Consider the following 24,436-nt stretch of genomic DNA (forward strand, 5'->3'; position numbering starts at 1 on the left):
GGCCGTTTGCCCAGCGTACGGCCTCGGGCGGGCGCCCGCGGCGGCCGGATGATCAGCTCCACCCGTCCGGCCCAACTCCCGCGGTCACTCCGGCCGGGTGAGGCGGGGGCGGCGCCGGCGGCGCGACGCTGCGCCCGGAACCGCAGGAGGAAGGAGACCGGGATGAGCGATCGTCGGACGGACCCGTCGTGGGAGGACCTCGACCACGGGCTGCTGATCGGGGCGGTGGTCCTGCTGGCCGTGGGCGCCCTCGCCGGCCTGGGCGGGTCGCTGCTGGCCGGGGCGGCCGCGGTCAAGGCGGCCCGCAGCTGGAGCAAGCGGGCGGAGCTACCGCCCGCGGACCTCGCCAGGCTCAAGTGGGCCCAGGCACGGGCGGCCGCGGGCGCGGGCGCGGGCGCCTGGCGCGCCGCGGAACCCCCGCGCCGGGGAGCGGTACCGGTGCCCTGACCAGCGGGAGCGCCCGGGGGGAGGCGCCCGTTCGCCCGCGGCGGGTGAGGCCGGGTTCCCCCGGCCGGACCTAGCGTCGCCGCGTGACGACTCCGGTGCCACCCCCCGCCGCCACCCCGGACGACCTGCCGGGGAACGGGACGCGGCCGCGTGAGCGGGGCCTGCCCCGCGCGCTCGTCGTGCTGCTCGGCGCCGCGGCGGTCGTCGTGGTGCTGGCGGGTGTCAAGGCGGTCGCCTGGCTGATCGCCCCGGCGTTCATGGCGCTGATCATCGTCATCGCGGTGGCCCCCGTCCAGGACCGGCTCAAGCGCAAGGGCTGGCCGGCCTGGGCGACGACGCTCGTGCTCGTCCTGCTGGTCTACGCGGTCCTCATCGTGCTCGCCCTCGGGATCGTCGCCTCGATCGCGCGGCTCGCGACCGAGGTCCCCAAGTACGCGTCGCAGGCCGACGGGCTGGTCACGTCGCTGACCTCCGCCCTCAAGAAGGCGGGGGTGGGGCCCGACCAGCTGAAGCAGGCCGCGAGCTCGCTCGACCTCGGCAAGCTCGCCGGTCTGCTGGGCTCGCTGCTGGACAGCGTCGCCGGGCTCGCGTCGAGCCTCGTCTTCCTCCTCGCGCTGCTGCTCTTCCTGACGGTCGAGGCGGGGGGCGTGCGGGACCGGCTGGCCTCGATCGGCGCCGACCGGCCCGAGGTCATCCGGGCCCTCGGCCACTTCGCCTGGGGCACACGGCAGTACCTGCTGGTCACGACGATCTTCGGGTTCATCGTCGCCGTGCTCGACTCGATCGCGCTGGCGCTGTTGAAGGTCCCGCTCGCCGTCACCTGGGGCCTCCTGGCCTTCGTCACCAACTACATCCCCAACATCGGGTTCGTCATCGGGCTGATCCCGCCCGCCCTGCTCGCGCTGTTCGTCGGCGGACCACAGCTCGCGATCGTGGTCGTGGTCGTCTACTGCGCGCTGAACTTCGTGATCCAGTCGCTCCTCCAGCCCCGGTTCATCGGCGACGCGGTGGGCCTGTCGATCACGATCACCTTCGTGGCGCTGTTCTTCTGGGCCTGGCTGCTGGGCCCGCTCGGCGCGATCCTCGCGATCCCGCTGACCCTGCTGGTCAAGGCCCTGCTCGTGGACATCGACCCGCAGGCGCGGTGGGCGGACGCCTGGCTGCGGTCCACGCCCAAGGAGGCGGAGGAGGCGGCCGCCGACCAGGAGGCGAAGGCCGCGCGCAAGGCCGAGCGGAAGGCCGCGCGCAAGGAGGGCAGGAACGCCCGGAAGGCGCACCGGCACCCCCAGCCGGCCGGCGTCGCGAGCGGGGCGAGCGGCACCGACGGGGAGTCCGCCGCCGTGTCCGGTCCCGCCGAGCCGCCCGAACCGCCGCGCGGCGACCCGAAGGTCACCCCGTGAGCCCCGGTGCGACGCGCGCCGGTGGCTGACCGCGTGCCCGGTGGTCCACTCGTGGGTACCGAGCCGTGAGCGCCGAGGCGCTGGTGCTGGCGCTCTCCGCGGTCCTCCGGCCCACCGCGCTCGCCGCCCTGTTCGCCATCCTGGCGAGCCGGAACCCGCGGCGGCTGCTGACGGCGTACCTGGCGGGCGGGTTGGCGTTCACCCTCGCGGTCGGGGTCCTGGTCGTGGTGCTGTTGCAGGGGCTCAACGCCCGCACCGCGACGACGACGAGCAGGCCGCTCGTCGACGTCGTCCTCGGCGTGGCGGCGCTGGCCTACGCGATCTCGGCCTGGGCGCGGTGGCCGTCGCCCTGGCCGCTGAGCCGGGGGACCGAGCGGCCGCCGCGCGACGAACCGACGTGGATGCAGCGGCGGCTGCAGGGGCTGACGGTGCGCGGGGCCGCCGGGGCGGGCGTTCTCACCCACCTGCCGGGTCTGACCTACCTGGCCGCCCTGAACGCGATCGTGGCCTCGGCCGCGGGCGCGGTCGACCGGCTCGTCCAGGTGGCCGTGTACAACGCGATCTGGTTCAGCACCGTGATCGTGGCCCTCGTGCTCGCGACGCACCGGCCGCAGCTCGCGCGGGAGGTGCTCGAGCGGCTCGTCGCCTGGATCCGGGTGCACCGCCGCCCGATCACCGTGCTCTTCTTCGGCGGGCTCGGCGGCTACCTGCTCACCTCCGGCATCCTCGACCTGGTCGCCCGGACGCCCTGACACCACGCAGCGAAGGCGCTCGGGCGCAACGGGCGTACCACGAACGGGTGGACGCCCGCCACCGGGGTGACCAACCGTGGTTCCACCGACCAGACTGGCCCGCAGGACCGGGGACGCGGGCAGGGGGTTCGACGGGTGAGCACGCACAGGGCGTCGACGAGCGGGAGCGGCGGCTTCCGGGCCGTCGGGCAGAAACCCCCGGTCCCGTACCAGCGGGCCGCGCCCGACGCCGCCCCACCGGCGACCGTGGGGGAGCAGGCGACCCGCGCCGGCTGGGCCCCCGCGGGGCGGCCCTCGCCCGCCCACACCCCGCCGCGCGGCCAGCGCCTGCCCGCCGCGGGCGACGGCCGGGCCCTCACCGTGCTGCGGATCGTCGCCTACGTGCTGACCTCGCTGGCGAGCCTGCTGTTCATCGCGCTCGTGGTGTACGGGTACCTCGTCGTGCAGGACGCGGTGGACACCTTCCCGCGGATCTTCCCGGCGGGGGGCTGACCGGCCTCCGCGGCGGGACGCGGGACGGCCCACGGCACTAGGCTGCCGCGCGTGGACGTCCTGGACGAGTACAGCGGGCACACCGACCCCGGCGGCGCGGCGATCCGGCGGAGCCTGGCCCCGCTCACCATCAGCAAGGTCTCCGTCGGCCCGATGGACAACAACGCCTACCTGCTGACCTGCACCGCCACCAACGAGGCGCTGCTGATCGACGCGGCCGCCGAGCCGGAGCGCCTCGCCGACCTGGTCGGGGCCGAGGACGGCAGGCCCGAGCTGCGGCACCTCGTCACCACCCACCGCCACCAGGACCACTGGCAGGCGCTGGGCGCGGTGGCGGGCATGTTCCAGACCCGGCAGATCGCGCACCCGCTCGACGCCCCCGAGCTGCCGATCCCGATGGACGTGCTGGTCTCGCAGGGCGACAGCGTGGAGTTCGGCGAGATCTCCCTCGAGGTCATCCACCTGCGCGGGCACACGCCCGGCTCGATCGCCCTGCTCTACCGCGGCCCGGACCGCCCGCACCTGTTCACCGGGGACTCCCTGTTCCCGGGCGGCCCGGGCAAGACCTGGTCGCCCGAGGACTTCGCCTCGCTCATGGACGACCTGGAGTCGCGCGTGTTCGGCGAGCTGCCGGACGACACCTGGGTGTACCCCGGCCACGGCGACGACACCACGCTGGGCAAGGAGCGCCCGTCGCTGAAGGAGTGGCGCGAGCGGGGCTGGTGACCTGACAATCGCGCCGCCCGGTCCGAGGGCAGGCGGGGAGCAGGGGTCGCCGCACCGCCGTCGAACATGTGTGCGACAGTGGTCACCTGGTCCGGCGGGCGCGTCGGGAAGCACCGGGCGGTCCGCGGCGTTGAGGCGGAGGGCCGAACGGGATCCGATCGGCGGTCCTGGCGCGGGCGGTGACATCGCCGGCGCGTGGTCGCCCGGCGCATCACGGCGCGCATCCGCCGACCGGGACCCGAGGTCCGGACGGTGGGCACGCTTTCTGTCGGACCCCCGGCCTAGCATCGATCGCGGGTCCCCGGTCTGCCGCGGACCGGGCCCGCCGATCCCCGGTGACCCGTAAGGAGGCGCCCTCGTGGCCCAGGCCCGCACCCCGCACGACGCTCCCCGGCTGGTCGTGCGCGGCGCCCGCGAGCACAACCTGCGCGGGGTCGATCTCGACCTGCCGCGGGACAGCCTCGTCGTCTTCACCGGCCTGTCCGGCTCCGGCAAGTCGAGCCTCGCGTTCGACACGATCTTCGCCGAGGGCCAGCGCCGGTACGTCGAGTCGCTGTCGGCGTACGCGCGGCAGTTCCTCGGCCAGATGGACAAGCCCGACGTCGACTTCATCGAGGGCCTCTCGCCGGCGGTGTCGATCGACCAGAAGTCCACGAACCGCAACCCGCGCTCCACGGTCGGCACGATCACCGAGGTCTACGACTACCTCCGGCTGCTCTACGCGCGAGCCGGCGTGCCGCACTGCCCCGTCTGCGGCGAGGTCATCGAGAAGCAGACCCCGCAGCAGATCGTCGACCAGGTGCTGGCGATGGAGGAGGGCAGCCGCTTCCAGGTGCTGGCCCCCGTGGTCCGCACCCGCAAGGGCGAGTTCGTCGACCTCTTCACCACCCTGCAGGGCCAGGGCTACTCGCGCGTCCTGGTCGACGGCACGGTGCACCCGCTGAGCAACCCGCCGAAGCTGAAGAAGCAGGAGAAGCACGACATCGCGGTCGTCGTCGACCGGCTGTCGGTGAAGCCGAGCGCCAAGCAGCGGCTCACGGACTCGGTCGAGACCGCGCTGCGCCTGGCCGACGGGCTGGTGGTGCTGGAGTTCGTCGACCTCGACGACGAGCACCCGCACCGCGAGCGCCGCTTCTCCGAGCGAATGGCCTGCCCGAACGGCCACCCCCTCACGCTCGACGACCTCGAGCCCCGCACGTTCTCCTTCAACTCGCCCTACGGCGCGTGTCCCGAGTGCTCGGGCATCGGCATCAAGAAGGAGGTCGACCCGGAGCTCGTCATCCCGGACCCCGAGCTCAGCCTGGCCGACGGCGCCGTCGCCCCGTGGAACAACGGGCACACCGCCGAGTACTTCGGCCGGCTGCTCACCGGGCTGTCCAAGGCGGTCGGGTTCCGGATGGACACGCCGTGGCACAAGCTGCCGGCCGAGGCACAGAAGGCGGTGCTGCACGGCAGCGAGGACCAGGTGCACGTCCGGTACCGGAACCGGTACGGCCGCGAGCGCGCCTACTACGCCAACTTCGAGGGCGTGATCCCGTTCCTCGAGCGCCGGCTGGACCAGACCGAGTCCGAGTCGCAGCGCGAGCGGTACGAGGGCTACATGCGCGACGTGCCGTGCCCGGCGTGCAAGGGGGCGCGGCTCAAGCCCGAGGTCCTGGCGGTCACGCTCGCGCACCGCGAGCAGGGCGACCGGTCGATCGCCGAGGTCTCGGCGATGTCGGTGGCCGAGTGCGCCGGCTTCCTCGACGGGATGGTGCTGGACCAGCGGCAGGCGATGATCGCCGGCCGGGTGCTCAAGGAGATCCAGGCCCGGCTCGGCTTCCTGCTCGACGTCGGGCTGGACTACCTCTCGCTCGACCGCGCCGCGGGCACGCTGTCCGGCGGCGAGGCGCAGCGGATCCGGCTGGCCACCCAGATCGGCTCCGGCCTGGTCGGCGTGCTCTACGTGCTCGACGAGCCCTCGATCGGCCTGCACCAGCGGGACAACCGCCGGCTGATCGACACGCTGACCCGGCTCAAGGAGCTGGGCAACACGCTGATCGTCGTGGAGCACGACGAGGACACCATCCGGGCCGCGGACTGGGCCGTCGACATCGGCCCGGGCGCGGGCGAGCACGGCGGCGAGGTCGTGCACTCCGGTCCGGTGGCCGAGCTCGAGGCGCACGACACGTCGCTGACCGGCGCGTATCTGTCGGGCCGGCGGAGCATCCCGGTGCCCGACGTGCGCCGCACGCTCGACCCGGAGCGCAGGCTCACGATCGTCGGTGCGCGTGAGCACAACCTTCGGGGGATCGACGTCGACATCCCGCTGGGCGGGCTGGTCTCGATCACCGGCGTCTCCGGCTCCGGCAAGTCCACGCTGATCAACGACATCCTGGCCACGGTGCTGGCGAACAAGCTCAACGGCGCCCGCCAGGTGCCGGGCCGGCACACCCGGATCACCGGCGTCGAGCAGCTGGACAAGCTCGTGCGGGTCGACCAGTCGCCGATCGGGCGCACGCCGCGGTCCAACCCGGCCACGTACACCGGGGTGTGGGACAAGATCCGCACGCTCTTCGCGTCGACCACCGAGGCGAAGGTGCGTGGCTACCAAGCCGGGCGCTTCTCCTTCAACGTCAAGGGCGGCCGCTGCGAGGCGTGCTCCGGCGACGGCACGATCAAGATCGAGATGAACTTCCTGCCCGACGTGTACGTCCCCTGCGAGGTCTGCAAGGGCGCCCGGTACAACCGGGAGACCCTCGAGGTGCACTACAAGGGCAAGACCGTGGCCGACGTGCTGGACATGCCGATCGAGGAGGCGGCGGAGTTCTTCGCCCCGATCACCTCGATCAGCCGGTACCTGACCACGCTGGTCGACGTCGGGCTCGGCTACGTCCGGCTCGGGCAGCCGGCGCCCACGCTCTCGGGTGGTGAGGCGCAGCGGGTGAAGCTGGCCAGCGAGCTGCAGAAGCGGTCCAACGGCCGCACGATCTACATCCTCGACGAGCCGACCACCGGCCTGCACTTCGAGGACATCCGCAAGCTGCTGATGGTGATCAACGGGCTGGTCGACAAGGGCAACTCGGTCGTCGTCATCGAGCACAACCTCGACGTGATCAAGACGTCGGACTGGGTGATCGACATGGGCCCCGAGGGCGGCTCCGGCGGCGGCACGGTCGTCGCGCAGGGCACGCCCGAGGAGATCGCGGGCACCGAGGGAAGCTACACCGGCCTGTTCCTCAAGGACCTCGTGACACCGGCGGCCCCGGCCCGGCGCACGCGGCGGAAGAAGGCCGCCGCGGCGAGCTGAGCGTCGTCGTCGCGACCGGACGTGCCCGGGACCGCTGCGGTGGTCCCGGGCACGCTGCGTTCGTAGCAGGCGACGCACGGTGAGCGCGTGGGGGGTCACCCACTCGTGTTGCCCAAGCGCGACCGACCGGCATCACCGCCGTAACAGCCGCGAAACCGCAGCGAACCCGGATCTTCCTAGGTTCTGCGGGGCGGCGCGTCGGGGGAACGAGTGTCGACCACCGGCACACCACCGGTGCGCCCGCCGGCCGTCCCGACCCAGGACGCCGACCGTACGTCGGAGGAGATCGCCCCATGACGCTGCTCGTCCCGCCGCCCCACCAGCCCCCGACCGGTCCGGGCCCCAGCCGACGCGGCTTCCTGCGCCTCGCCGGCCTCGGCGTCGGTGTCGGTGCCGCGGGCGTCGCCCTCGCCGCCTGCGGCGGCGGTGGCTCCGGGAGCGCCTCGGCCTCCGGTGCGGCCTCGGCCGCTCCCGGCCAGTACGGCACGCTCGCCCTCCAGCTGTCGTGGATCAAGAACATCGAGTTCGCCGGCGAGTACATGGCGGACTCGAAGGGCTACTACAAGGCGGCCGGCTTCGACTCGGTCGACCTCGTGACCGGCCCGGTCGACAGCGCCGACGCGCTGGTCCTGGCCAAGAACGTCGACGTCGGCCTCTCCGCGCCCGACGCGACCGCCCGCTTCATCACCGAGCAGGGCGCGCCGCTCAAGATCATCGGCAGCACGTTCCAGAAGAACCCGTTCTGCATCCTGTCCATGGAGCAGGGCACCCCGATCCGCACGCCACAGGACCTGATCGGCAAGCGCCTCGGCATCCAGGCCGGCACGAACCAGCAGATCTTCGCCGGGTTCCTCAAGGCCAACGACATCGACCCGGGCAGGGTCCAGCAGGTCGTCGTCCAGTACGAGCCGACCCCGCTGACCGAGAAGAGCGTCGACGGCTTCATGGCCTACACGACCAACGAACCGTTCCTCATCAAGGCGGACGGCTTCACCCCGGTCACCCTGCCCTTCGCGGACAACGGCCTGCCGCTGACCGCGGAGACCTTCGTCGTGCTGCAGGAGACCATCGAGAACGACCGCGACAAGCTCAAGGCGTTCCTGACCGCCGAGATCAAGGGATGGAACGACGCGGTCGCGGACCCGAAGGCCTCGGCCGAGCTCGCGGTCAACACCTACGGCAAGGACCTCGGCCTGGACGTCGCCGGCCAGACCGAGCAGATGCAGGCGCAGAACGAGCTCGTCGTCAGCCCGGACACCCAGGCCAACGGCCTGTTCACGCTGTCCCCGGCGCTGCAGGAGAACATCGTCAAGGCCCTCGGCAACATCGGCATCACCATCACCCCGGCCGAACTGTTCGACCTGACCCTGCTCGACGAGATCTACGCGTCCGACCCGAGCCTGCTCGAGGCCTGACCGGACCGGCACGAGCGAGCAGCGGGAGGAGGCGGCTGTGACGGGGACACACCTCGACCGGCACGCGGGCAGCAGGTCGTCCACCACGGACCCCCGGGCCGAGGCACGGGCGGCCACCGGGATCAACATCCAGGGCTTGGAGAAGGTCTTCTCGATGGGCCGCCGGTCCGTGCAGGCGCTCGCGTCCACGAACCTGGGGACCACGCAGAACTCGTTCCTCTCGCTGCTCGGCCCCTCGGGCTGCGGCAAGTCGACGATCCTGCGCATCCTCGCCGGGCTGGAGACGCCGACCGCGGGGACCGCGCTGATCAACGGCCGGTCGACCTGGGAGATCCAGCGCGACCACCAGCTGGGCATCGCCTTCCAGGAGGCGGCCCTGCTGCCGTGGCGGACCGTGGCGAGCAACATCCGGCTGCCGCTGGAGGTCGCCGGCATCACCCCGGAGCCGGGGCTGATCGACGACCTCGTCTCGCTGGTCGGGTTGTCCGGCTTCGAGAAGGCCAAGCCGGGGCAGCTCTCCGGCGGCATGCGGCAGCGCGTGGCCATCGCGCGCTGCCTGGCCGTGCAGCCGACCGTGATGCTGCTCGACGAGCCGTTCGGCGCGCTCGACGACATGACCCGCCAGCGGCTGAACGTCGAGCTGCTGCGGATCTGGACCGAGCGCCCGGCGACCACGCTCATGGTCACCCACGGCATCGCGGAGGCGGTGTTCCTGTCCGACGTCGTGGCCGTCATGAGCCCCCGGCCGGGGCGGATCGCCGAGGTGGTCGAGATCGACCTGCCGCGGCCTCGGCTGCCGGAGCTCCAGCGCACGCCGGAGTTCCACGAGTACGTCGACCGGCTCTCCGAGATCCTCTTCGGCCGCGGCGGGGCACCCGCCGACGCGCACTGATGGCGGCGCCCGCCGTCTCGCCCGTCAGACCGGCCGCCGCCTCCCCGGAGGAGGGCGGCCGGTTCACCGCCCTCCGCGCGGTGCCGCCGTGGGTGGGCGGGATCGTCGGCGTCGTGGTGATCGTCGCCGTCTGGTGGATCGCGTCGCTCACGCTCTACCAGGGGAGCGGGGCGATCCCGACGCCGCCCTCCGTCGTCGGCAAGTTCTTCGACGCCGGGCAGTGGTCGGCCACCCTGAACAACGCGGGCGGGACGGTCGGCTCGGCCGCCCTCGGTTACCTCTGGGGAAACCTCGTGGCGATCGTGCTGGCGGTGATCGTGCTGCTGGTGCCGCCGTTGGAGGCGCTGGCCAACCAGATCGCCGTGGTCAGCTACTGCATCCCGCTCGTGGCCATCGGGCCGGTGATCGTGATCGTGGCCGGGCGGGACGCGCCGTCGGGTGCGTCGGTCGTGCTGGCCGCGATGAGCTGCTTCTTCACCACCACGGTCGGCTGCCTGCTCGGCCTGCGTGCCGCCCCGCGCACGAGCATCGACCTGATCAGGGCCTACGGCGGCAGCACCTGGACCGCGCTGCGCAAGGTGCAGCTGTTCTCCGCGCTGCCCAGCCTGTTCGCGGCCCTGAAGATCGCGGCTCCGGCGGCGTTCCTCGGCGCGATCCTCGCCGAGTACCTCGGCAGCGGCGGCGACTCGACGCTCGGCCGCGCCGTCATCGCCGCGCAGTCCCAGTCCGACGCACCCCAGCTCTGGTACCTCGCGCTGGTCAGCGGGATCATCTCCGGCCTCGGCTTCGTCATGGTCGGGCTGGTCGCGAAGCTGGTCACGCCGTGGACCACGGGCGCCGACGTCCCGGCAGGAGCGAGATGACCGCCACGCCGACCACTCAGGCGACCACCGCCCCCCTCGGGCAGGAGGCGACCACGGCGGGCGGCGCCGCGACCACCCGGGCGCTGCTGCGCCGCGCCGGCCGGGCCGGGGTCACGATCGTCGTCGCGCTCGTGGTGCTCGGCCTGCTGTGGCAGGCGCTGCTGCAGGTGTTCGACGTGTCCTCGTTCGTCGGGAAGTCGCCGCTCGACGTCGTGCAGTACCTGTTCTCCGACACCCCGCCGCGCGGGGTGCGGCCGGCGTCGATGAGCGCGGAACAGGCGCGGGCGGACAGCTTCGGCGCGCTCGGCACCACGCTGCTCAACGCACTGATCGGCTTCGTCACCGGCATGGTCGTCGCCACGCTGGTCGCGATCGGGTTCGTGCTCTGGAAGCCGGTCGAGTTCGCGTTCATGCCGATCGCCCTGCTGCTGCGCTCCGTGCCGCTGGTCGCGATGGCGCCGGTGCTGCTGCTGATCTTCGGCCAGGGCAAGGTCGGGATCGCGGTCATCGCGGCGATCGTGGTGCTGTTCCCGGTGCTGGTGAACATCGTGGTCGGGCTCAACTCGGCCTCGCCGCAGTCGCTGGACCTCATCACCGTCAACGGCGGGTCGGCCCTGACGGCGCTGGTCAAGGTCCGGATCCCGTCGGCCCTGCCGGAGTTCCTCGCGGCGATGCGGATCTCGGTCCCGGGCGCGATCGTCGGCTCCATGCTGGCCGAGTGGCTCGTGGGCTTCGCGGGCATGGGCGGCGTGCTGTCCGGCTACAAGGGCTCGGGCAACTACGGCGGCGTCTGGACGATCGTGGCCCTCGCCGTGATCGCGTCGATCGTGCTCTACGAGCTGGCGACCATCCTCGAGGCCGCCCTGCTCACCCGCTGGGGCCCGGACGCCGGCGTCAGCGCCGGCTGACGCGTTATGGAACCATAACGCCGTCACAGAGGGTCTGAACAGGCGTTATGGAACCATAACGCCTTCACGGAAGGCCTGAACAGGCGTTATGGAACCATAGTGCGATCAGGGCGGGCGTGCGATCGCGTGAGGGAACCATCATGCGCTCTCAGCCCGGAGAGATCACTCGGCGAGCTGCTCGTACGCGGGCCGGAGCAGGTCGCGGACCTTGTGCCGGCGCACCTCGATCGGCAGCTCCGGAACCTGTTCGAGCAGCGCGCCCGGCTCGGGCTCCGCCGGCGCGAACCGGGTGAGGTCGAGCGGGCCGGCCGCGTAGAAGTCGTCGAGCAGCTCGCCCAGGGGGCGCGCGTCCTCCTCGCCGGTGGGCTCGGGTGCCGCCGTGCTCCCGCGGCGGCGGCGCAGGTTGGCCAGCAGGGTCTCCCGGTCCCGCCCGCGCAGGGTCAGGACCTCGAACGGGTCCGCGTCGAACCGCTCCGCCAGCAGGTAGAACACCGCCGCGAGATGCTTGCACGGCACCGTGGGGTCCGGGCACGTGCAGTCCATCGACAGGTCGCGCTGCGAGGTGGGGAAGAGCGCGAGGCCGAGCCCGGCGAACAGCTCCTCGATCTCCGTCGGCATCCCGCCGGCCAGCAGGGCGGCGGCGTACCACGCGTCGTCCGCCAGGGCCTGCTCGGCGCGCGACCAGTCCTGCTTGCCCCATGCCGGGATCCCGATGCGGACCTTGTACGGGGTCGGCCGGGTGCCCTGCACCAGCGCGACCACCGACCCCGCGTCGACCTCGCAGGACACGATCTGCCCCGAACGCGCGTAGCTGCGGCCGCGGTGCAACCGCCCGCCGACCCCGAGCGCCTCCAGCACGACGAGGAACCGCTTCGACCACCACGTGCGCGCGACCGTGCCGCGGGTGGAGTGGATCTGGATCCCGTTCTCCACGCGCAGCGGGCGCTTCGGGTGGTCCTCCTGCGCCCAGAAGGGCTGGTCACTCATCGGCGACCGCCTCCGCGCCCAGCGCGAACACGGACCGCAGCTCGCCGGTGTCCAGCTCGGTGAGCCATCCCTCGCCGTCGCTGATCACCATGTCCGACAACGCCTTCTTCGACTCGATCAGGGCGTCGATCCGCTCTTCGACGGTGCCGGGGCAGACGAACTTGCGCACCTGGACCGTGCGCCCCTGGCCGATCCGGAAGGCCCGGTCCGTGGCCTGCTCCTCGACGGCCGGGTTCCACCAGCGGTCCTGGTGCACGACGTGGTTGGCCGCGGTGAGCGTGAGCCCCGTGCCCCCGGCCTTGAGCGACAGCAGGAAGATCGACGGGCCCTCACCGGACTGGAAGCGCTCGACCATCGCGTCCCGCTGCTTCTTCGGCGTGCCGCCGTGCAGGTGCAGCACCTCCTGGTCGAAGCGGGCGGACAGGTGCGGCACCAGCATCGACGCGAACTCGGTGAACTGGGAGAACAACAGTACCTTGTCGCCCTCGGCGAGGATCTCGGCCAGCAGCTCCTCCAGCCGCGCGACCTTGCCGGAGCGCTTCCCGATCGGTGAACCGTCGTGCAGCAGCTGGGCGGGGTGGTTGCAGACCTGCTTGAGCTTGGCCATGGCGGCCAGGACGTTGCCGCGGCGCTGGATGCCGACCGAGTCCTCGATCTTCTCCATCATCTCGTCGACGATCGTGCGGTACAGCGAGGCCTGCTCCCGGGTGAGGTGGTACTCCTGCCTGATCTCGATCTTCTCCGGCAGGTCGTCGATCACCGTGGGGTCGGTCTTCAGCCGGCGCAGCAGGTACGGCCGGGTGATGCGGCGCAGCGTCTCCGCGGCCTCCGGGCTGCCGTGCCGCTCGATCGGCACGGCGAAGCGCTGGCGGAAGCGCTCCGGGCTGCCGAGCATCCCGGGGTTGAGGAAGTCCATGATCGACCAGAGCTCGGCCAGCCGGTTCTCCATCGGCGTGCCGGTCAGCGCGATGCGATGCCCGGCGACGATCCGCCGCGCGGCCTTCGAGGGGGCGGCGTTGCTGTTCTTGATCGCCTGCGCCTCGTCGAGCACCAGGCGGTGCCAGGACAGCGCCTCCAGCTCCTCGATGTCCCGGGACGCGGTGCCGTAGGTCGTGACCACGACGTCGGTGTCCGCCAACCGCTCGCGCAGCGCCTCGCCGCGCGGTCGCCCGGGGCCGTGGTGGGCGTGGACGCGCAGGTCCGGGGCGAACCGTGCGGCCTCCCGCTGCCAGGTGCCGACCAGCGACATGGGGCAGAGGATCAGGGTGGGACCGGGCGGGTCCCCGCTGCGTTCGAGGGCCTCGAGGGCCAGCAGCTGGATCGTCTTGCCCAGGCCCATGTCGTCCGCCAGGCAGGCGCCCAGGCCGAGGGACGCGAGGAACGCCAGCCAGGACAGTCCCCGCTTCTGGTAGGGCCGCAGCTCGGCGCGGAAGCCGGGCGGCGGGTCGAGCGGTTCGAGCGTGCGGTCCGCGGTGCCGCCGAGCAGGTCCCCGATCCAGCCCTCGGCCGCCACGGCGGTGATCGGCAGGGGCGTGTCCACCGCGCCCTGGGCCAGGCTCAGCGCGTCGGCCACCGTGCCGGCACCGCGGCGCCCGTTCTGCCGGCGCAGGAACTCCAGGCCGCGGGCCAGCGCGTCGGCGTCGACGCTCACCCACTGCCCCCGGATCCGGACGAGCTTGGCCTTGGCGGCGACGAGCGCAGCGATCTCCTCCTCGTCGAGCTCCTCGTCGCCGGCGGCGAGGGTCCACCGGAACCGGGCGAGCTCCTCCCGGCCCAGCCCACCGCGGGTGACGACGCCCGGCGCCGCCGGCGAGGACACCGACAGGCGCAGCCCGAGCGGGCGCCGCCCGTTCCACCCCGCCGGGAGCTGCACGCCGAACCCGGCCGCGAGCAGGCGCGCGGCGTCCTCGGTGAGGAAGCGGTGCGCCTCGTCCAGCTCGAGGTCGAGCTCCTCCGGCCGGGCCCGGCGCAGCGCGCCGGTGAGCGGCGGGTAGACGAGCGCGGCCCGGCCCAGCTCGGCCAGCAGCAGCTCCTGCGCGGAGGTGATGAGCCGGTCGGCGCGGCCCGCCCACACGTCGTCGGCCGGGAGGACCAGGCTCGGGTCCTCGGTCGACTGCAGCTGGAACTCCAGGACCCAGCGGGTGCCGTCGCCGGTCTGGTCGAGCGGGTCGTCCGCGGGGTCGGCCGGGTCGTGCAGCGTCCCGATCTCGGCCAACCGGAAGGTGGCGCGCGCCGGGCCGGTCTCCTCGGTGGTGACGGCGTCCCACGGGGCGAGCGCGTCGGCCAGCGTGGCGAGCTCCTGCTCGGTGGCCTCGAACCGCGGGTCCGGGCCGTCGAGGGCGGCGAGCCAGGCCTCCGTGGCCGGCAGTGTCTTCGGAACGCGGCCGCGGCGCGGCGGTACGAGGGCGACCGGCGCGTCCGCCCGGGCGAGGCGTTCGCGCACCGCCGCGTCGACCAGCGCGTCGAGCGCGGCGTCGACCAGCAGCTCGGGGGAGTGGCCGGCCGTGTCGCCCGAGCGCCGCTGCTCGGCGCGGCCCACCGGGGGCAGCGCGTCGACCAGCGACCGCCGGGCCACCGCGTCGAGACCCTGCACGACGGGCCGCCATCGTGCCTCGGGTCCGGGCCGCAGCGTGGGCAGGACGCGTCCGCGCGCGGCGAGGTCGTCCGCGAACGCCGCCAGGGCCCGCAGGTGGGCGACGGAGGCGCCGTAGCGCACGTCCTCGGCCGGGTCGGCCAGCTCGCCCGGCTCGACCACGACCGCCGGCACCGTCCACGGTGTCAACGACACCTCGGCCGACCGCCGCCCGGTCGGCCTGCGGCGCACCAGCTCGGGCGACTCCACCGGCCCGCTCGCGCGGGAGGGGAGCAGCAGGGTCAGCGAGGCCTGCTTGCCGGGGTGGATCCCGGCCAGCTGTGACGCCGGCACCGCGAACGGGTGCGGCCGCGCGCTGCGCAGCGAGCGGCGCGAGGTGGTCGCGGGGCGCTCGCCGTCCTCCGCCCAGAGCACGACGCCCCGGGCGGGGGACCAGAGGGCGTGGACGACCAACACGGGATCAGGCTACGAGCCACCCCCGACAGTTCCACACTCCCGGCACACCCCCCGCGAGTCGGCGGTGTCAGGACACCGAACGACACGTCCCGGGCGACGACGAGGTGCAACTCGGTCGCGCGAAAGTGCCGACCCGCGGGGAGGAGGGCGCGGACCGCGAGACTAGAGGGAGTACAGGGGGCGGGCCTCGACCGGGACGAGGTCGACGTAGTCGGGGTGCTTCTCGATCCAGCCCCGGATGAAGGGGCAGTCCGGGTACACCGCGAGCCCCCGGGTCCGGGCGTCGTCGAGTGCGAAGCGGGCGAGCTTGCCGCCCAGCCCCTGGCCCTCGTACATCGAGTCGATCTCGGTGTGCACGAACCTGATCGTGCCGGGCTCCGCCTTGTACTGGGCGAAGCCGGCCAGCCTCCCGTCGACGTGGATCTCGAAACGCGACCACTCGGCGACGTCGAGGATCATGGGTTCGCTCATGCCGGCGATCCTCCCAGAGCCGATCCGCCCAGGCCGCCGTGCGGCACGTACGAGGCGGGGATCACGCCCAACTTCCCCTTCTGGTAGTCCTCGAAGGCCTGCAGGACCTCGGCGCGGGTGTTCATCACGAACGGGCCGCCCCACGCGACGGGCTCGCGGATCGGCCGCCCGCCGAGCAGCACGACGTCGAGCGCCGGGGTGCGCGAGTCCTGCCCGCGGTTCCCGGCCACCGAGATCAGGTCGCCCGGCCCGAAGAGCGCCAGCTGCCCCTCGCGGATCGGCCGGTCGTCCCTGCCCACCGTCCCGGCGCCGGACAGCACGTAGACCAGGGCGTTGAAGTCCCGTCGCCACGGCAGGCGCATCCGCGCGCCGGGGGAGACGGTCGCGTGCATCATCGCCATCGGCGTGTAGGTCGACCCGGGTCCCTCGTGCCCGGCCAGCTCGCCGGCGATCACCCGGATGAGGGCGCCGCCGTCGGGCGTCGTGAGCAGGGCGGCCTCGCGGGCACGGAGGTCCTGGTACTTCGGCTCCAGCCACTTGTCGGCCTTCGGCAGGTTCACCCACAGCTGCAGCCCGTGGAACAGCCCGCCGCTGGCGACGAGCGCCTCCGGCGGCCGCTCGATGTGCAGCAGCCCGCCGCCGGCCGTCATCCACTGCGTGTCGCCGTTGGTGATGTTCCCGCCGCCGCCGTGGCTGTCCTGGTGCTCGAACGCGCCGTCGATGATGTAGGTGACGGTCTCGAAGCCGCGGTGCGGGTGCCAGGACGTGCCCTTCGGCTCGCCCGGCGCGTACTCCACCTCGCCCATCTGGTCCATGTGCAGGAAGGGGTCGAGATCGCGCAGGTCGACCCCCTGGAAGGCGCGGCGGACGGGGAAGCCCTCGCCCTCGTAGCCGCGGGGTGCGGTGGTGACCGAGCGGACGCCGCGGTCGAGGTCGGTGGGACCGGGCTCGGGCACGCGCGGCAGCGCGGTGACGTCGGCGACGGTGACGGCGGGCATCGGGACCTCCCGGGTCGGCGGGCATCTGGTTGAGCTCGCAAGTATTGGCCTCAACCGTGGCCCGTGCCGTGGTGTTCCATCATGGTCCCGTGGAACGACCCGTCCGGCCCGCGACCCTCGACGACCTGCCCGCCGTCGCGGCGGTCTACGCCCCCTACGTCGAGCGGACGGTCGCGACCTTCGACGAGGACGTCCCCGACCTGGAGACCTGGCAGGCCAAGCTCGCCGCGCTCACCGCAGGTGCCCTGCCCTTCCTCGTCGCCGAGCTCGACGGGCGGGTGGCCGGGTTCGCCTACGCCTCGCCCTGGCGGGGCGCCAAGGCCGCGTACCGCCGGACCGTCGAGAACACCGTCTACCTCGCGGAGGCCGCGGCCGGGCGGGGGCTGGGCGGGGCGCTGCTGAGCCGCCTGCTCGACGAGTGTCGTGCGGCCGGGTTCGAGCAGGTCGTCGCGGTGATCGCGGATCCGGGGGGCAACCCGGCCTCGGTCGCCCTGCACAGGCGCGCCGGGTTCCGGGAGGTCGGGATGCTGCGCGGGGTCGGGCGCAAGCACGGACGCGTCCTCGACACGGCGCTCTGGCAGCGCTCGCTCGTCGGCGACGCATGATCGTCGGACGGTCTCGACCCGCCGTCCTGCCCGGGCCAGACTGACCTCGTCGCCCCCGCACCGCGGCGGGGGTCCGGATCCCGAGGGGGCCGCGTGACCGAGCCGACCGTCGTGCTGGAGAAGCTGTCGTTCCTGGAGGGCCCGCGCTGGCTCGAGGGCCGGGTCTGGGTGAGCGACTTCTACACCCACCGGGTGCTCAGTGCCGAGGCCGACGGCCGCGACCTGCGGGTGGAGGCGACCGTGCCGGCCCAGCCGTCGGGGACCGGGCTGCTGCCCGACGGCCGGCTGCTGATCGCGTCGATGCGGGACCGGAGGATCCTGCGCCGCGAGCCGGACGGCACGCTGGTCACCCACGCCGACCTGAGCGGGCTCGCCCGCGGGGTGCTCAACGACATGGCGGTCGACCGGCAGGGGCGCTGCTGGGTCGGGTGCTTCGGCTTCGACCTCATGGCGGGGGCCGACCTGGAACCCGGGCTGGTCATGCGCGTCGACCCGGACGGGACCGCCGAGGTCGTGGCCGAGGAGGTGTACTTCCCGAACGGCACCGTGGCCCGGGACGACACCCTGGTCGTCGCGGAGAGCTTCGGCAACCGGATGTCCGCCTACGAGATCCGGCCGGACGGCTCGCTCGGCGGCCGCCGGGACTGGGCCAGGTTCGGCGACCTGCCGACGACGCGGAACGTGGGGGAGATGCTGCCGGGGCTGGCCGTGGTGCCGGACGGGATCGCCGAGCCCGACGCCGAGGGCGCCATCTGGGTCGCCGACGCCGACCACCACCGGGCGATCCGGGTCCGCGAGGGCGGGGAGATCCTCGACGAGGTCACCGTCGGCGACCTGCAGACCTACGCGGTGGCGCTGGGCGGTGCGGACGGCCGGACCCTGTTCCTCGCGGCCGCCCCGAGCTTCCTCGAGCACGAGCGCCGGGACACCCGGGACGCGGTGCTCCTGTCGACGCGGGTCGAGGTGCCGCTCGCGAGCTGACGGCTAGGGTCGGGTCGTGCCGTCCCTCGACGAGCGCGCGTGCCGGGAGCGGCTCGCGGCGCACCCGGTCGCCCGGCTCGCCACGCTGCGCGCCGACGGCACGCCCCGGCTCGTCCCGATCACGTACGCGCTGGTGGACGGGCTGGTCTGCTCCGCGGTCGACGAGGTGAAGCCGAAGCGGGGGCCACGGCTGGCCCGGCTCTCCGACGTGGCCCGGGACCCGCGGGCCGCCGTCGTGGTCGACGAGTACGCCGACGACTGGACACGGCTGTGGTGGGTCCGGGTCGACGGCACCGTGGCCGTCCACGAGGCCGGTGGCGACGATCCGGCCGACCTGCGCGAGCGGGCGCTCGACGCGCTGCAGGCGAAGTACCCGCCCTACCGGGACGCCCGCCCGCGGGGCCCGCTGCTCGTCCTGACCCCGACGGCGGTCACGGGCTGGTCGGCGCGCTGAGACCTCACAGGCCGCGCAGCCAGCCGGCGACGGCCGCGTCGACGAGGGCGGGGCGCTCCAGGTGCAGGGCGTGGCCGCCGTGCAGGAACAACAGGTCCGTGTCCCCCCGGGCGGCGTCGCGGACGGCCTCGACGTGGACGGCGGTGCCGTAGGGGTCGGCGTTCCCCTGGATCCCCAGCACGGGGCAGCTGATCCCGGCGAGCTCGGGCCGCAGGTCCCAGTCCCGGAAGGCCGGTTCGAGCCAGACGTCGTTCCAGTTGCGGAAGCACACCTCGGCGTCGCGGTGGTGCCGGGCCATCCGCCCGGCCAGGTCGCCGGACTCGAAGGCGCGCTTGGCCTCCTCGATCGCCCGCAGCCCGATCTCCTCCACGAGCACGTGCGGCGCCAGCAGCACCAGCCCGGACACCGGCAGGCTCGCCGCGGCGAGCAGGGCGATCGAGGCGCCGTCGCTGTGCCCCACCAGGACCGGCTCGCCGAGCTCCAGGGCCTCGACCAGGGCCGGGACGACGGTCGCGGCCTCCTCGTGCGCGAAGCGCACGGTGCGCTTGGCGGGTGGCAGGTCCGAGAAGCCGTGCCCGAGGCGGGAGTAGGCGACCGCACGCCGTCCCGTGGCCGCGGCGATCCGCCGGTGGAAGCCGCGCCAGAGCCCCACCGACCCCAGCCCCTCGTGCAGGAACAGCAGCGGGACACCGGTTCCCGGGACGTCCTCGTACTCGTACGCGGCGCCGTCGACCTCGACCCGGTTCACGCCCGGGAGTCTAGGAGCGCGATCAGTGTGCGCGGGGCCACGGTGCGGTACGCGTCCGCGACGAGCTCGGCGATCTCGTCCCAGTCGACCTCGACGTCGAGCCGCACGCCCACCCAGCCCCGGGCGCCGACGTAGGGCGGCCGGAAGAACCGCTCCGGGTCCGCCGCGACCAGCTCCTCCTGCACCCCGGGCGGTGCGGCGCACCAGAAGGCGAGCCGGTCGTCGTGGTGGTGGTCGGCGAACGACACGAACGTCCTGCGAACGAACCAGGTGGGCTCGCCGTGGCTGATCCTCTCGGTGACCTCGGGCAGCGCCAGGCACAGCGCGCGCAGCCGCTCGAGCGGGGTCGGGCCGGCGGTCACGGCGCCACCGGGCGGTAGGTGCCGAAGCACCAGACGTTGCCCTCCGGGTCGGCGACGGCGAACTCGCGGGACCCGTAGGGCTGGTCCGTCAGCCCGTACACCAGCTCGGCCCCGGCGCCGACGGCCTTGTCGTGCAGGGTGTCCGGGCTGTCGGTGGTGAGGTAGAGGACGGCGCGGCCGGTGTCGAAGCGGTCGCCCCCGCCGGACCTGGTGCCGATCAGGACCGCGGTGTCCTCCCAGAACACCTCGGCGTGCCCGACCGAGCCGTCGTCGGCGGTCATGACGGGACCGGGGGTGAGTCCGAGGGTGCCGGTGAGGAACGCGATGGCGGCGCGCGGGTCGTCGTAGCGCAGTGTCACGTGGATGCCCATACCGGAGAACCTAGGAGCCCGCGGCGGGCGTGGCTTGAACGAATGCGCACCGGTAGGCCGTCGGCGTCACACCCGCCAGCGCACGGAACTCCCTGCTCAGGTGCGCCTGGTCGGCGTAGCCGCACTCGGCGGCGACGGCGGCGAGGTCCTGCCGCGGGCCCGGCGACCCGAACGGCCCGCCGCCGACGACCAGCCCGGCGGCGCGTTCGAAGCGCAGCACACGGGCCGCGGTCTTCGGGGCCAGCCCGACCTGGGCGCGGAACCGGTCGAGCAGGTGCCGGCGGCCCCAGCCGGTCCCGGCGGCCAGCTCCGCGATCCCGACCGCCCCGCCCCGGTGTACGAGCGTCCGCCAGGCCCAGGCGACCTCGGGGTCGGGTTCCCGGACCCGCTCGGCGAGCAGCCGCCCGGCGAGGAACGCCTCGACGCGGGCGAACCGCCGCGGCCAGTCCGGGTCCTCCGCGAGCCGCTGGGGCAGCGCCGCGAGGCCGGGGTCGTCGAGCTCGTCGAGGGCGGGGACGGCGCCGGTGAGCTCCGCCGTGGGCCGGCGGAGCAGCACGAACACCCCGAGCGGCGTGAGGTCCACCTGGATGCCGTGCTGGTCGCCGCGGAACTCGGTGCGGACCGCCGAGGTCTGCATCCCGGCCAGGAACGCGTGCGGCGAAGACGGTCCGGCGGGCCCGTCCAGCCGCAGTGGGCCGCCGAAGCCCAGGATCAGCGCGCAGGACCCGACCGGGGCCTGCAGCCGGCGCAACGGCGCTGCGCTGTACTCCCGATAACCCTGCAGGCGGCGGACGTAGCGGCGCAGGGCGGGATGCGGCATCACGGTCACGTACTCGCCCGCCCCCACCGGCCGAGTGTGGCCCGTATCGCCCGGTCGGCGCCAACCCCCATAATGCGCGGATGCACGGGCCGCAGGCACAGCTCGCGGCGGACGTCGTCGCCGACCTGCCGGTCGGGCTGTTCGCGCTCGACTCCACCGGTGGCGTGCTCCTGTGGAGCGCCGAGGCCGCGCGGCTGACGGGCTGGTCGGCGGACACGGTGCTCGGCCGCAACGGCGTCGAGCGCGTCCGACCGCCAGTCGACCTGGCCGCGGCGAGGGACATGCTCGCCCGCGCCCGCTCCGGGCGGGTCAGCGACCCGCTGCCCGCCGTCGTGCCCACCGGCCGCCTCCTCTACGTCCACGCGGCGCCCGGCTCGGGTCAGGTCGCCGTGGTCGGGGTGCTGCAGGACGCCACGGACGCACGGGCCGGCGTCGAGGCCTTCTCGCTGCTCGACGCGCTCTGGCAGAACGCCCCGGTCGGGCTCGCCTACTTCGACCGCGACCTGCGGTACCGGCGGGTGAACGCCGCGGTCACCTCGATCGACGGCGGCACGGCCGACGACCGTATCGGCCGCACCCTCGAGGAGGTCCACGGCGAGACCGGGGCCCGGATCGAAGGGCTGCTGCGCCGGGTCCTCGAGCAGGACCGGCCGCTCACCGAGGCGCCGCTCACCGGGCGGCTCTGGCACGGGCGCGGCCCCGAACAGACCTGGGTGCTCAACTCCTACCCCGTGCACGACCGCGACGGCAGCGTGCTCGGTGCGGGCCTGGTCGTCGTGGACATCACCGAGACCGAGCAGACCCGCCGGGCGCTCGCCGAGCTGGCGGCGGCCCGCGAGTCGCTGCTGCGCCGCTACCGCAGCCTCGTCGACGCCACCTCGGCCGCGGTGTGGATCCGTGAGCCCGACGGCAGCGCGCGCGAGGACTCGCCGAGCTACCGGGTCGTCACCGGGCAGGCCCCGCACGAGTACGCGGGCTGGGGGTTCCTCGACGCGATCCACCCGGAGGACCGCCTGCGCAAGCGGGCCGCCTGGGAGGCGGCGGTCGGGCGGGCACGGGCCGGCGGGGACGCGAGCTTCGAGCACGTCCACCGGCTGCGCACGGCCACGAGCGGGTACCGGTGGTTCCGGTCGCGGGCGGTCCCGGTCCGCGAGGAGGGCCGGCTCGTCGAGTGGGTCGGCACCGAGACCGACATCGACGACGAGTTCCGGTCCCGGCACCGGCTCGACGTCCTGGCCGGGGCGACCCTCGCCGTCAACAAGGCGCTGGACCCGGAGACCGAGCTGCTCGCCCTGGCCGACGCCGTCGTGCCGGAGTTCGCGGACCTCTGCCGGGTCTACCTGGTCGACGAGGCCGAGCCGCTGGGCGCCGGCCGTCCGGTCCACGGGCGCCGCTCCGTCACCCGGGCCGCCCCGGGCCTGCCCCCGGTGCCCGGCGACATCGGCCCCGACGGCGCGGCGCGGTTCGTGTTCGGCGCCGACCACCCGCTGGCCCGCAGCGTGCGGACCGGCCGGCCGGAGCTGGAGCTCGACCCGCTCGACGTCGAGCACTGGGCCGGCACACCCGAGATGTACGCCTGGGCGCGCGAGGTGCGCATGAACTCGCGGCTGGTCGCGCCGGTGCTCTCCGGGGGCAGGGTCATCGCGGGCCTGCTGTTCGCGAGCTGCGGCGAACGCGTGCCCTACACCGCCGACGACCTGGCGCTGGTCACCGAGCTGGCCGCGCGGGCGTCGGCCGCCGTCGAGCACGGGCGGCGGTTCCAGCAGACCCGCCAGGTGTCGCTGGCGCTGCAGGAGTCGATGCTCACCGCGCCGCCGGGCGGGCCCGAGATCGGGATCGGCGGGATCGAGCTCGCCGCCCGCTACCGGCCGGCCGCCGCGGAGCTGCAGGTCGGCGGCGACTGGTACGACGTGTTCCGGCTGCCCTTCGGGGACCTCGCGCTCGCGGTCGGCGACGTCGCCGGGCACGACCTGGCCGCCGCCGCGACCATGGGGCAGCTCCGCAGCATGCTGCGCGCGCTGGCGTTCGACAGCGACGGTGCCCCGTCCGACGTGCTGCGCCGGCTCGACCGGGTCGCCTCCCGGCTCGACGTCACCCGGTTCACCACGCTGCTGCACGGTCGCATCCTGCTCCGTGGCGAGCAGCGCTTCTTCCGCTGGTCCAACGCGGGGCATCCGCTCCCGGTGGTCCTCGGCACCGACGGGGCCGCCCGCTACGCCTCCGGCACCGTCGACGTCGTGCTCGGCGTGGACCCGGACCGGCTGCGCCACGACCAGGAGATCGAGCTGGTGCCGGGCGCCACGCTGGTGCTCTACACCGACGGGCTCGCCGAGCGGCGCGACGACGTCGACGACCGTGGCGCCCGCGAGCTGCTCGCCCTCGTCGAGGCCGGGGCGCACCTGGACCTGGAGGACTTCTGCGACCACCTGGTGGCCGGGACGACCGCGGACACCGGCGACGACATCGTCGTGCTGGCCGTGCGGTACCGGGCCTGAGGGTCCCGGACGGCGCGCGACGTCCGCGTACGCTCCCGGCATGATCGACCCGGTCGCCCGTGCGACGGCCCTCGCCGCGGGCGGACGGGCCCTGCTCGGCATCGCCGGTGCACCTGGCTCGGGCAAGACCACGCTCGCGGCGCACCTGGCCGCCGCCGTCCCGGGCGCGGTGCACGTGCCCATGGACGGCTTCCACCTCGCCGACGTCGCGCTCGACCGGCTCGGACGGCGGGACCGCAAGGGCGCCCCGGACACGTTCGACGCCGCCGGCTACCTCGCGCTGCTGCGCCGGCTGCGCGCGGGGGAGCCCGGCCCGGTGTACGCGCCGATGTTCGAGCGGGACCTGGAGCAGCCGCTGGCCGGGGCGATCGCGGTGCCGCCGGAGGCCCGGCTGGTGGTGACCGAGGGCAACTACCTGCTGCTGCCGGAGGCACCGTGGCCCGCCGTGGCCGCCGAGCTCACCGAGGTGTGGTTCTGCGACCTGCGCGAGGAGCTGCGGGTGCGCCGGCTCGTGGACCGGCACGTCCGGTTCGGCAAGGAACCCGCCGCCGCGGAGGAGTGGGTGCGGCGGGTCGACGGGCCCAACGCCGAGCGGGTGGCCGCGACCCGGGACCGGGCGCACCTGGTGGTGTCCAGCGCGGTGCTGGAGACCCTGGGACCGTGACCGCGTGGCTCGGCCGAGGGCTCAGCGCCAGGGGGCGATACGGGCGCGCCGCGACAACCGGACCTCGCACTCGATGCCGGCCGGGTCCAGGCCCGTGAGCACGGCGATCAGGTCGCGCGCGGCCGACTCGGCGTCGCGCAGGTCGCGGACCGCGGTGGCGGCCTCGATCTCCGGCACGTAGAGCACCAGGGCGCGGTCCGACGGCCAGGCGTCGACCGCGAACCGCCGCGAGCTGCTCACCTCTCCC

24 protein-coding genes are annotated in these 24,436 nt (G+C 73.9%); 15 read left to right on the top strand and 9 right to left on the bottom strand.

The annotated features are described in order from the left end of the window. Nucleotides 1-162 precede the first annotated feature (162 nt). From LWC35_RS27485 to LWC35_RS27530, 10 genes are all read left to right on the top strand, one after another. Nucleotides 163-447, top strand: a complete 285-nt coding sequence (locus LWC35_RS27485; RefSeq protein ID WP_232873166.1) for a hypothetical protein — start codon at nt 163-165, stop codon at nt 445-447. Between the two features lie 83 nt (nt 448-530). Then, nucleotides 531-1,847 carry an AI-2E family transporter gene (locus LWC35_RS27490; protein ID WP_232873167.1) on the top strand — a complete coding sequence of 439 codons (1,317 nt, stop codon included), beginning with the start codon at nt 531-533 and terminating at the stop codon, nt 1,845-1,847. Nucleotides 1,848-1,912: 65 nt separating this feature from the next. Beyond that, nucleotides 1,913-2,599, top strand: a complete 687-nt coding sequence (locus LWC35_RS27495; RefSeq protein WP_232873168.1) for a GAP family protein — start codon at nt 1,913-1,915, stop codon at nt 2,597-2,599. Between the two features lie 135 nt (nt 2,600-2,734). Then, on the top strand, nt 2,735-3,091 hold the full coding sequence (locus tag LWC35_RS27500; RefSeq protein WP_232873169.1) for a hypothetical protein: 357 nt from the start codon (nt 2,735-2,737) through the stop codon (nt 3,089-3,091). A gap of 51 nt (nt 3,092-3,142) precedes the next feature. Then, the gene (locus LWC35_RS27505) at nt 3,143-3,817 is read left to right on the top strand and encodes an MBL fold metallo-hydrolase (RefSeq protein WP_232873170.1); all 675 of its coding nucleotides are present in this window, start codon (nt 3,143-3,145) and stop codon (nt 3,815-3,817) included. 358 nt (nt 3,818-4,175) lie between these two features. Continuing rightward, entirely contained in the window at nt 4,176-7,106 is a 2,931-nt protein-coding gene (gene uvrA / locus LWC35_RS27510; protein WP_232873171.1) for an excinuclease ABC subunit UvrA, read from the top strand. 293 nt (nt 7,107-7,399) lie between these two features. Then, nucleotides 7,400-8,521: an ABC transporter substrate-binding protein gene (locus LWC35_RS27515; protein WP_232873172.1), complete on the top strand. Its 1,122-nt coding sequence runs from the start codon at nt 7,400-7,402 to the stop codon at nt 8,519-8,521. Nucleotides 8,522-8,558: 37 nt separating this feature from the next. After that, nucleotides 8,559-9,413 (top strand): ABC transporter ATP-binding protein, encoded by an 855-nt coding sequence (locus LWC35_RS27520; protein WP_232873173.1) that lies wholly within the window; start codon nt 8,559-8,561, stop codon nt 9,411-9,413. Beyond that, nucleotides 9,413-10,276 carry an ABC transporter permease gene (locus LWC35_RS27525; protein WP_232873174.1) on the top strand — a complete coding sequence of 288 codons (864 nt, stop codon included), beginning with the start codon at nt 9,413-9,415 and terminating at the stop codon, nt 10,274-10,276. Before LWC35_RS27520 ends, LWC35_RS27525 begins: the two co-directional genes overlap by 1 nt. Further along, entirely contained in the window at nt 10,273-11,184 is a 912-nt protein-coding gene (locus LWC35_RS27530) for an ABC transporter permease (protein WP_232873175.1), read from the top strand. The genes LWC35_RS27525 and LWC35_RS27530 overlap by 4 nt, the downstream gene beginning before the upstream one ends. A gap of 162 nt (nt 11,185-11,346) precedes the next feature. Here LWC35_RS27530 and LWC35_RS27535 read toward each other — a convergent pair whose 3' ends face one another. The 4 genes from LWC35_RS27535 to LWC35_RS27550 all read right to left on the bottom strand — a co-directional run bounded on the left by LWC35_RS27535 (nt 11,347) and on the right by LWC35_RS27550 (nt 16,689). After that, complete coding sequence (locus LWC35_RS27535) at nt 11,347-12,171, bottom strand: SWIM zinc finger family protein (RefSeq protein WP_232873176.1); 825 nt, start codon at nt 12,169-12,171, stop codon at nt 11,347-11,349. After that, nucleotides 12,164-15,220, bottom strand: a complete 3,057-nt coding sequence (locus tag LWC35_RS27540) for a DEAD/DEAH box helicase (RefSeq protein ID WP_232873177.1) — start codon at nt 15,218-15,220, stop codon at nt 12,164-12,166. The genes LWC35_RS27535 and LWC35_RS27540 overlap by 8 nt, the downstream gene beginning before the upstream one ends. Before the next feature lie 162 nt (nt 15,221-15,382). Then, nucleotides 15,383-15,691, bottom strand: a complete 309-nt coding sequence (locus tag LWC35_RS27545) for a GNAT family N-acetyltransferase (RefSeq protein ID WP_232873178.1) — start codon at nt 15,689-15,691, stop codon at nt 15,383-15,385. Beyond that, complete coding sequence (locus LWC35_RS27550; protein WP_232873179.1) at nt 15,688-16,689, bottom strand: pirin family protein; 1,002 nt, start codon at nt 16,687-16,689, stop codon at nt 15,688-15,690. The genes LWC35_RS27545 and LWC35_RS27550 overlap by 4 nt, the downstream gene beginning before the upstream one ends. A gap of 89 nt (nt 16,690-16,778) precedes the next feature. On the opposite strand from LWC35_RS27550, the gene LWC35_RS27555 reads away from it, so the two are divergent. The 3 genes from LWC35_RS27555 (at nt 16,779) to LWC35_RS27565 (ending at nt 18,729) form a co-directional block, all read left to right on the top strand. After that, nucleotides 16,779-17,294 (top strand): GNAT family N-acetyltransferase, encoded by a 516-nt coding sequence (locus LWC35_RS27555; RefSeq protein WP_232873180.1) that lies wholly within the window; start codon nt 16,779-16,781, stop codon nt 17,292-17,294. A 93-nt stretch (nt 17,295-17,387) separates the two neighbouring features. After that, a complete protein-coding gene (locus LWC35_RS27560) occupies nt 17,388-18,275 on the top strand; it encodes an SMP-30/gluconolactonase/LRE family protein (protein ID WP_232873181.1) in 888 nt (295 codons plus the stop codon). Between the two features lie 16 nt (nt 18,276-18,291). Further along, nucleotides 18,292-18,729 carry a TIGR03668 family PPOX class F420-dependent oxidoreductase gene (locus LWC35_RS27565; RefSeq protein ID WP_232873182.1) on the top strand — a complete coding sequence of 146 codons (438 nt, stop codon included), beginning with the start codon at nt 18,292-18,294 and terminating at the stop codon, nt 18,727-18,729. A gap of 4 nt (nt 18,730-18,733) precedes the next feature. Here LWC35_RS27565 and LWC35_RS27570 read toward each other — a convergent pair whose 3' ends face one another. From LWC35_RS27570 to LWC35_RS27585, 4 genes are read right to left on the bottom strand one after another with little or no spacing between them, the layout of a single operon-like run. Further along, nucleotides 18,734-19,477: an alpha/beta fold hydrolase gene (locus LWC35_RS27570; protein WP_232873183.1), complete on the bottom strand. Its 744-nt coding sequence runs from the start codon at nt 19,475-19,477 to the stop codon at nt 18,734-18,736. After that, nucleotides 19,474-19,839 carry an MmcQ/YjbR family DNA-binding protein gene (locus LWC35_RS27575; protein WP_232873184.1) on the bottom strand — a complete coding sequence of 122 codons (366 nt, stop codon included), beginning with the start codon at nt 19,837-19,839 and terminating at the stop codon, nt 19,474-19,476. The genes LWC35_RS27570 and LWC35_RS27575 overlap by 4 nt, the downstream gene beginning before the upstream one ends. Beyond that, on the bottom strand, nt 19,836-20,210 hold the full coding sequence (locus LWC35_RS27580) for a VOC family protein (RefSeq protein ID WP_232873185.1): 375 nt from the start codon (nt 20,208-20,210) through the stop codon (nt 19,836-19,838). Before LWC35_RS27580 ends, LWC35_RS27575 begins: the two co-directional genes overlap by 4 nt. 10 nt (nt 20,211-20,220) lie before the next feature. After that, nucleotides 20,221-21,057: a helix-turn-helix domain-containing protein gene (locus LWC35_RS27585; RefSeq protein ID WP_232873186.1), complete on the bottom strand. Its 837-nt coding sequence runs from the start codon at nt 21,055-21,057 to the stop codon at nt 20,221-20,223. A 53-nt stretch (nt 21,058-21,110) separates the two neighbouring features. On the opposite strand from LWC35_RS27585, the gene LWC35_RS27590 reads away from it, so the two are divergent. Further along, a complete protein-coding gene (locus tag LWC35_RS27590; RefSeq protein WP_232873187.1) occupies nt 21,111-23,525 on the top strand; it encodes a SpoIIE family protein phosphatase in 2,415 nt (804 codons plus the stop codon). 40 nt (nt 23,526-23,565) lie between these two features. Further along, nucleotides 23,566-24,189 carry a nucleoside/nucleotide kinase family protein gene (locus LWC35_RS27595; RefSeq protein ID WP_232873188.1) on the top strand — a complete coding sequence of 208 codons (624 nt, stop codon included), beginning with the start codon at nt 23,566-23,568 and terminating at the stop codon, nt 24,187-24,189. A 21-nt stretch (nt 24,190-24,210) separates the two neighbouring features. Here LWC35_RS27595 and LWC35_RS27600 read toward each other — a convergent pair whose 3' ends face one another. Further along, nucleotides 24,211-24,429 carry a hypothetical protein gene (locus LWC35_RS27600; protein ID WP_232873189.1) on the bottom strand — a complete coding sequence of 73 codons (219 nt, stop codon included), beginning with the start codon at nt 24,427-24,429 and terminating at the stop codon, nt 24,211-24,213. Nucleotides 24,430-24,436 lie beyond the last annotated feature (7 nt).

The organism is Pseudonocardia kujensis, from assembly GCF_021283305.1.
In the GTDB taxonomy this organism is placed as follows: domain Bacteria; phylum Actinomycetota; class Actinomycetes; order Mycobacteriales; family Pseudonocardiaceae; genus Pseudonocardia; species Pseudonocardia kujensis.

Coding starts and splice junctions, on each gene's coding strand:
- LWC35_RS27485 (WP_232873166.1), top strand. CDS start 163: ATGAGCGATCGTCGGACGGACCCGTCGTGGGAGGACCTCGACCACGGG.
- LWC35_RS27515 (WP_232873172.1), top strand. CDS start 7,400: ATGACGCTGCTCGTCCCGCCGCCCCACCAGCCCCCGACCGGTCCGGGC.
- LWC35_RS27525 (WP_232873174.1), top strand. CDS start 9,413: ATGGCGGCGCCCGCCGTCTCGCCCGTCAGACCGGCCGCCGCCTCCCCG.
- LWC35_RS27530 (WP_232873175.1), top strand. CDS start 10,273: ATGACCGCCACGCCGACCACTCAGGCGACCACCGCCCCCCTCGGGCAG.
- LWC35_RS27535 (WP_232873176.1), bottom strand. CDS start 12,171: ATGAGTGACCAGCCCTTCTGGGCGCAGGAGGACCACCCGAAGCGCCCG.
- LWC35_RS27545 (WP_232873178.1), bottom strand. CDS start 15,691: ATGAGCGAACCCATGATCCTCGACGTCGCCGAGTGGTCGCGTTTCGAG.
- LWC35_RS27550 (WP_232873179.1), bottom strand. CDS start 16,689: ATGCCCGCCGTCACCGTCGCCGACGTCACCGCGCTGCCGCGCGTGCCC.
- LWC35_RS27580 (WP_232873185.1), bottom strand. CDS start 20,210: ATGGGCATCCACGTGACACTGCGCTACGACGACCCGCGCGCCGCCATC.
- LWC35_RS27590 (WP_232873187.1), top strand. CDS start 21,111: ATGCACGGGCCGCAGGCACAGCTCGCGGCGGACGTCGTCGCCGACCTG.
- LWC35_RS27595 (WP_232873188.1), top strand. CDS start 23,566: ATGATCGACCCGGTCGCCCGTGCGACGGCCCTCGCCGCGGGCGGACGG.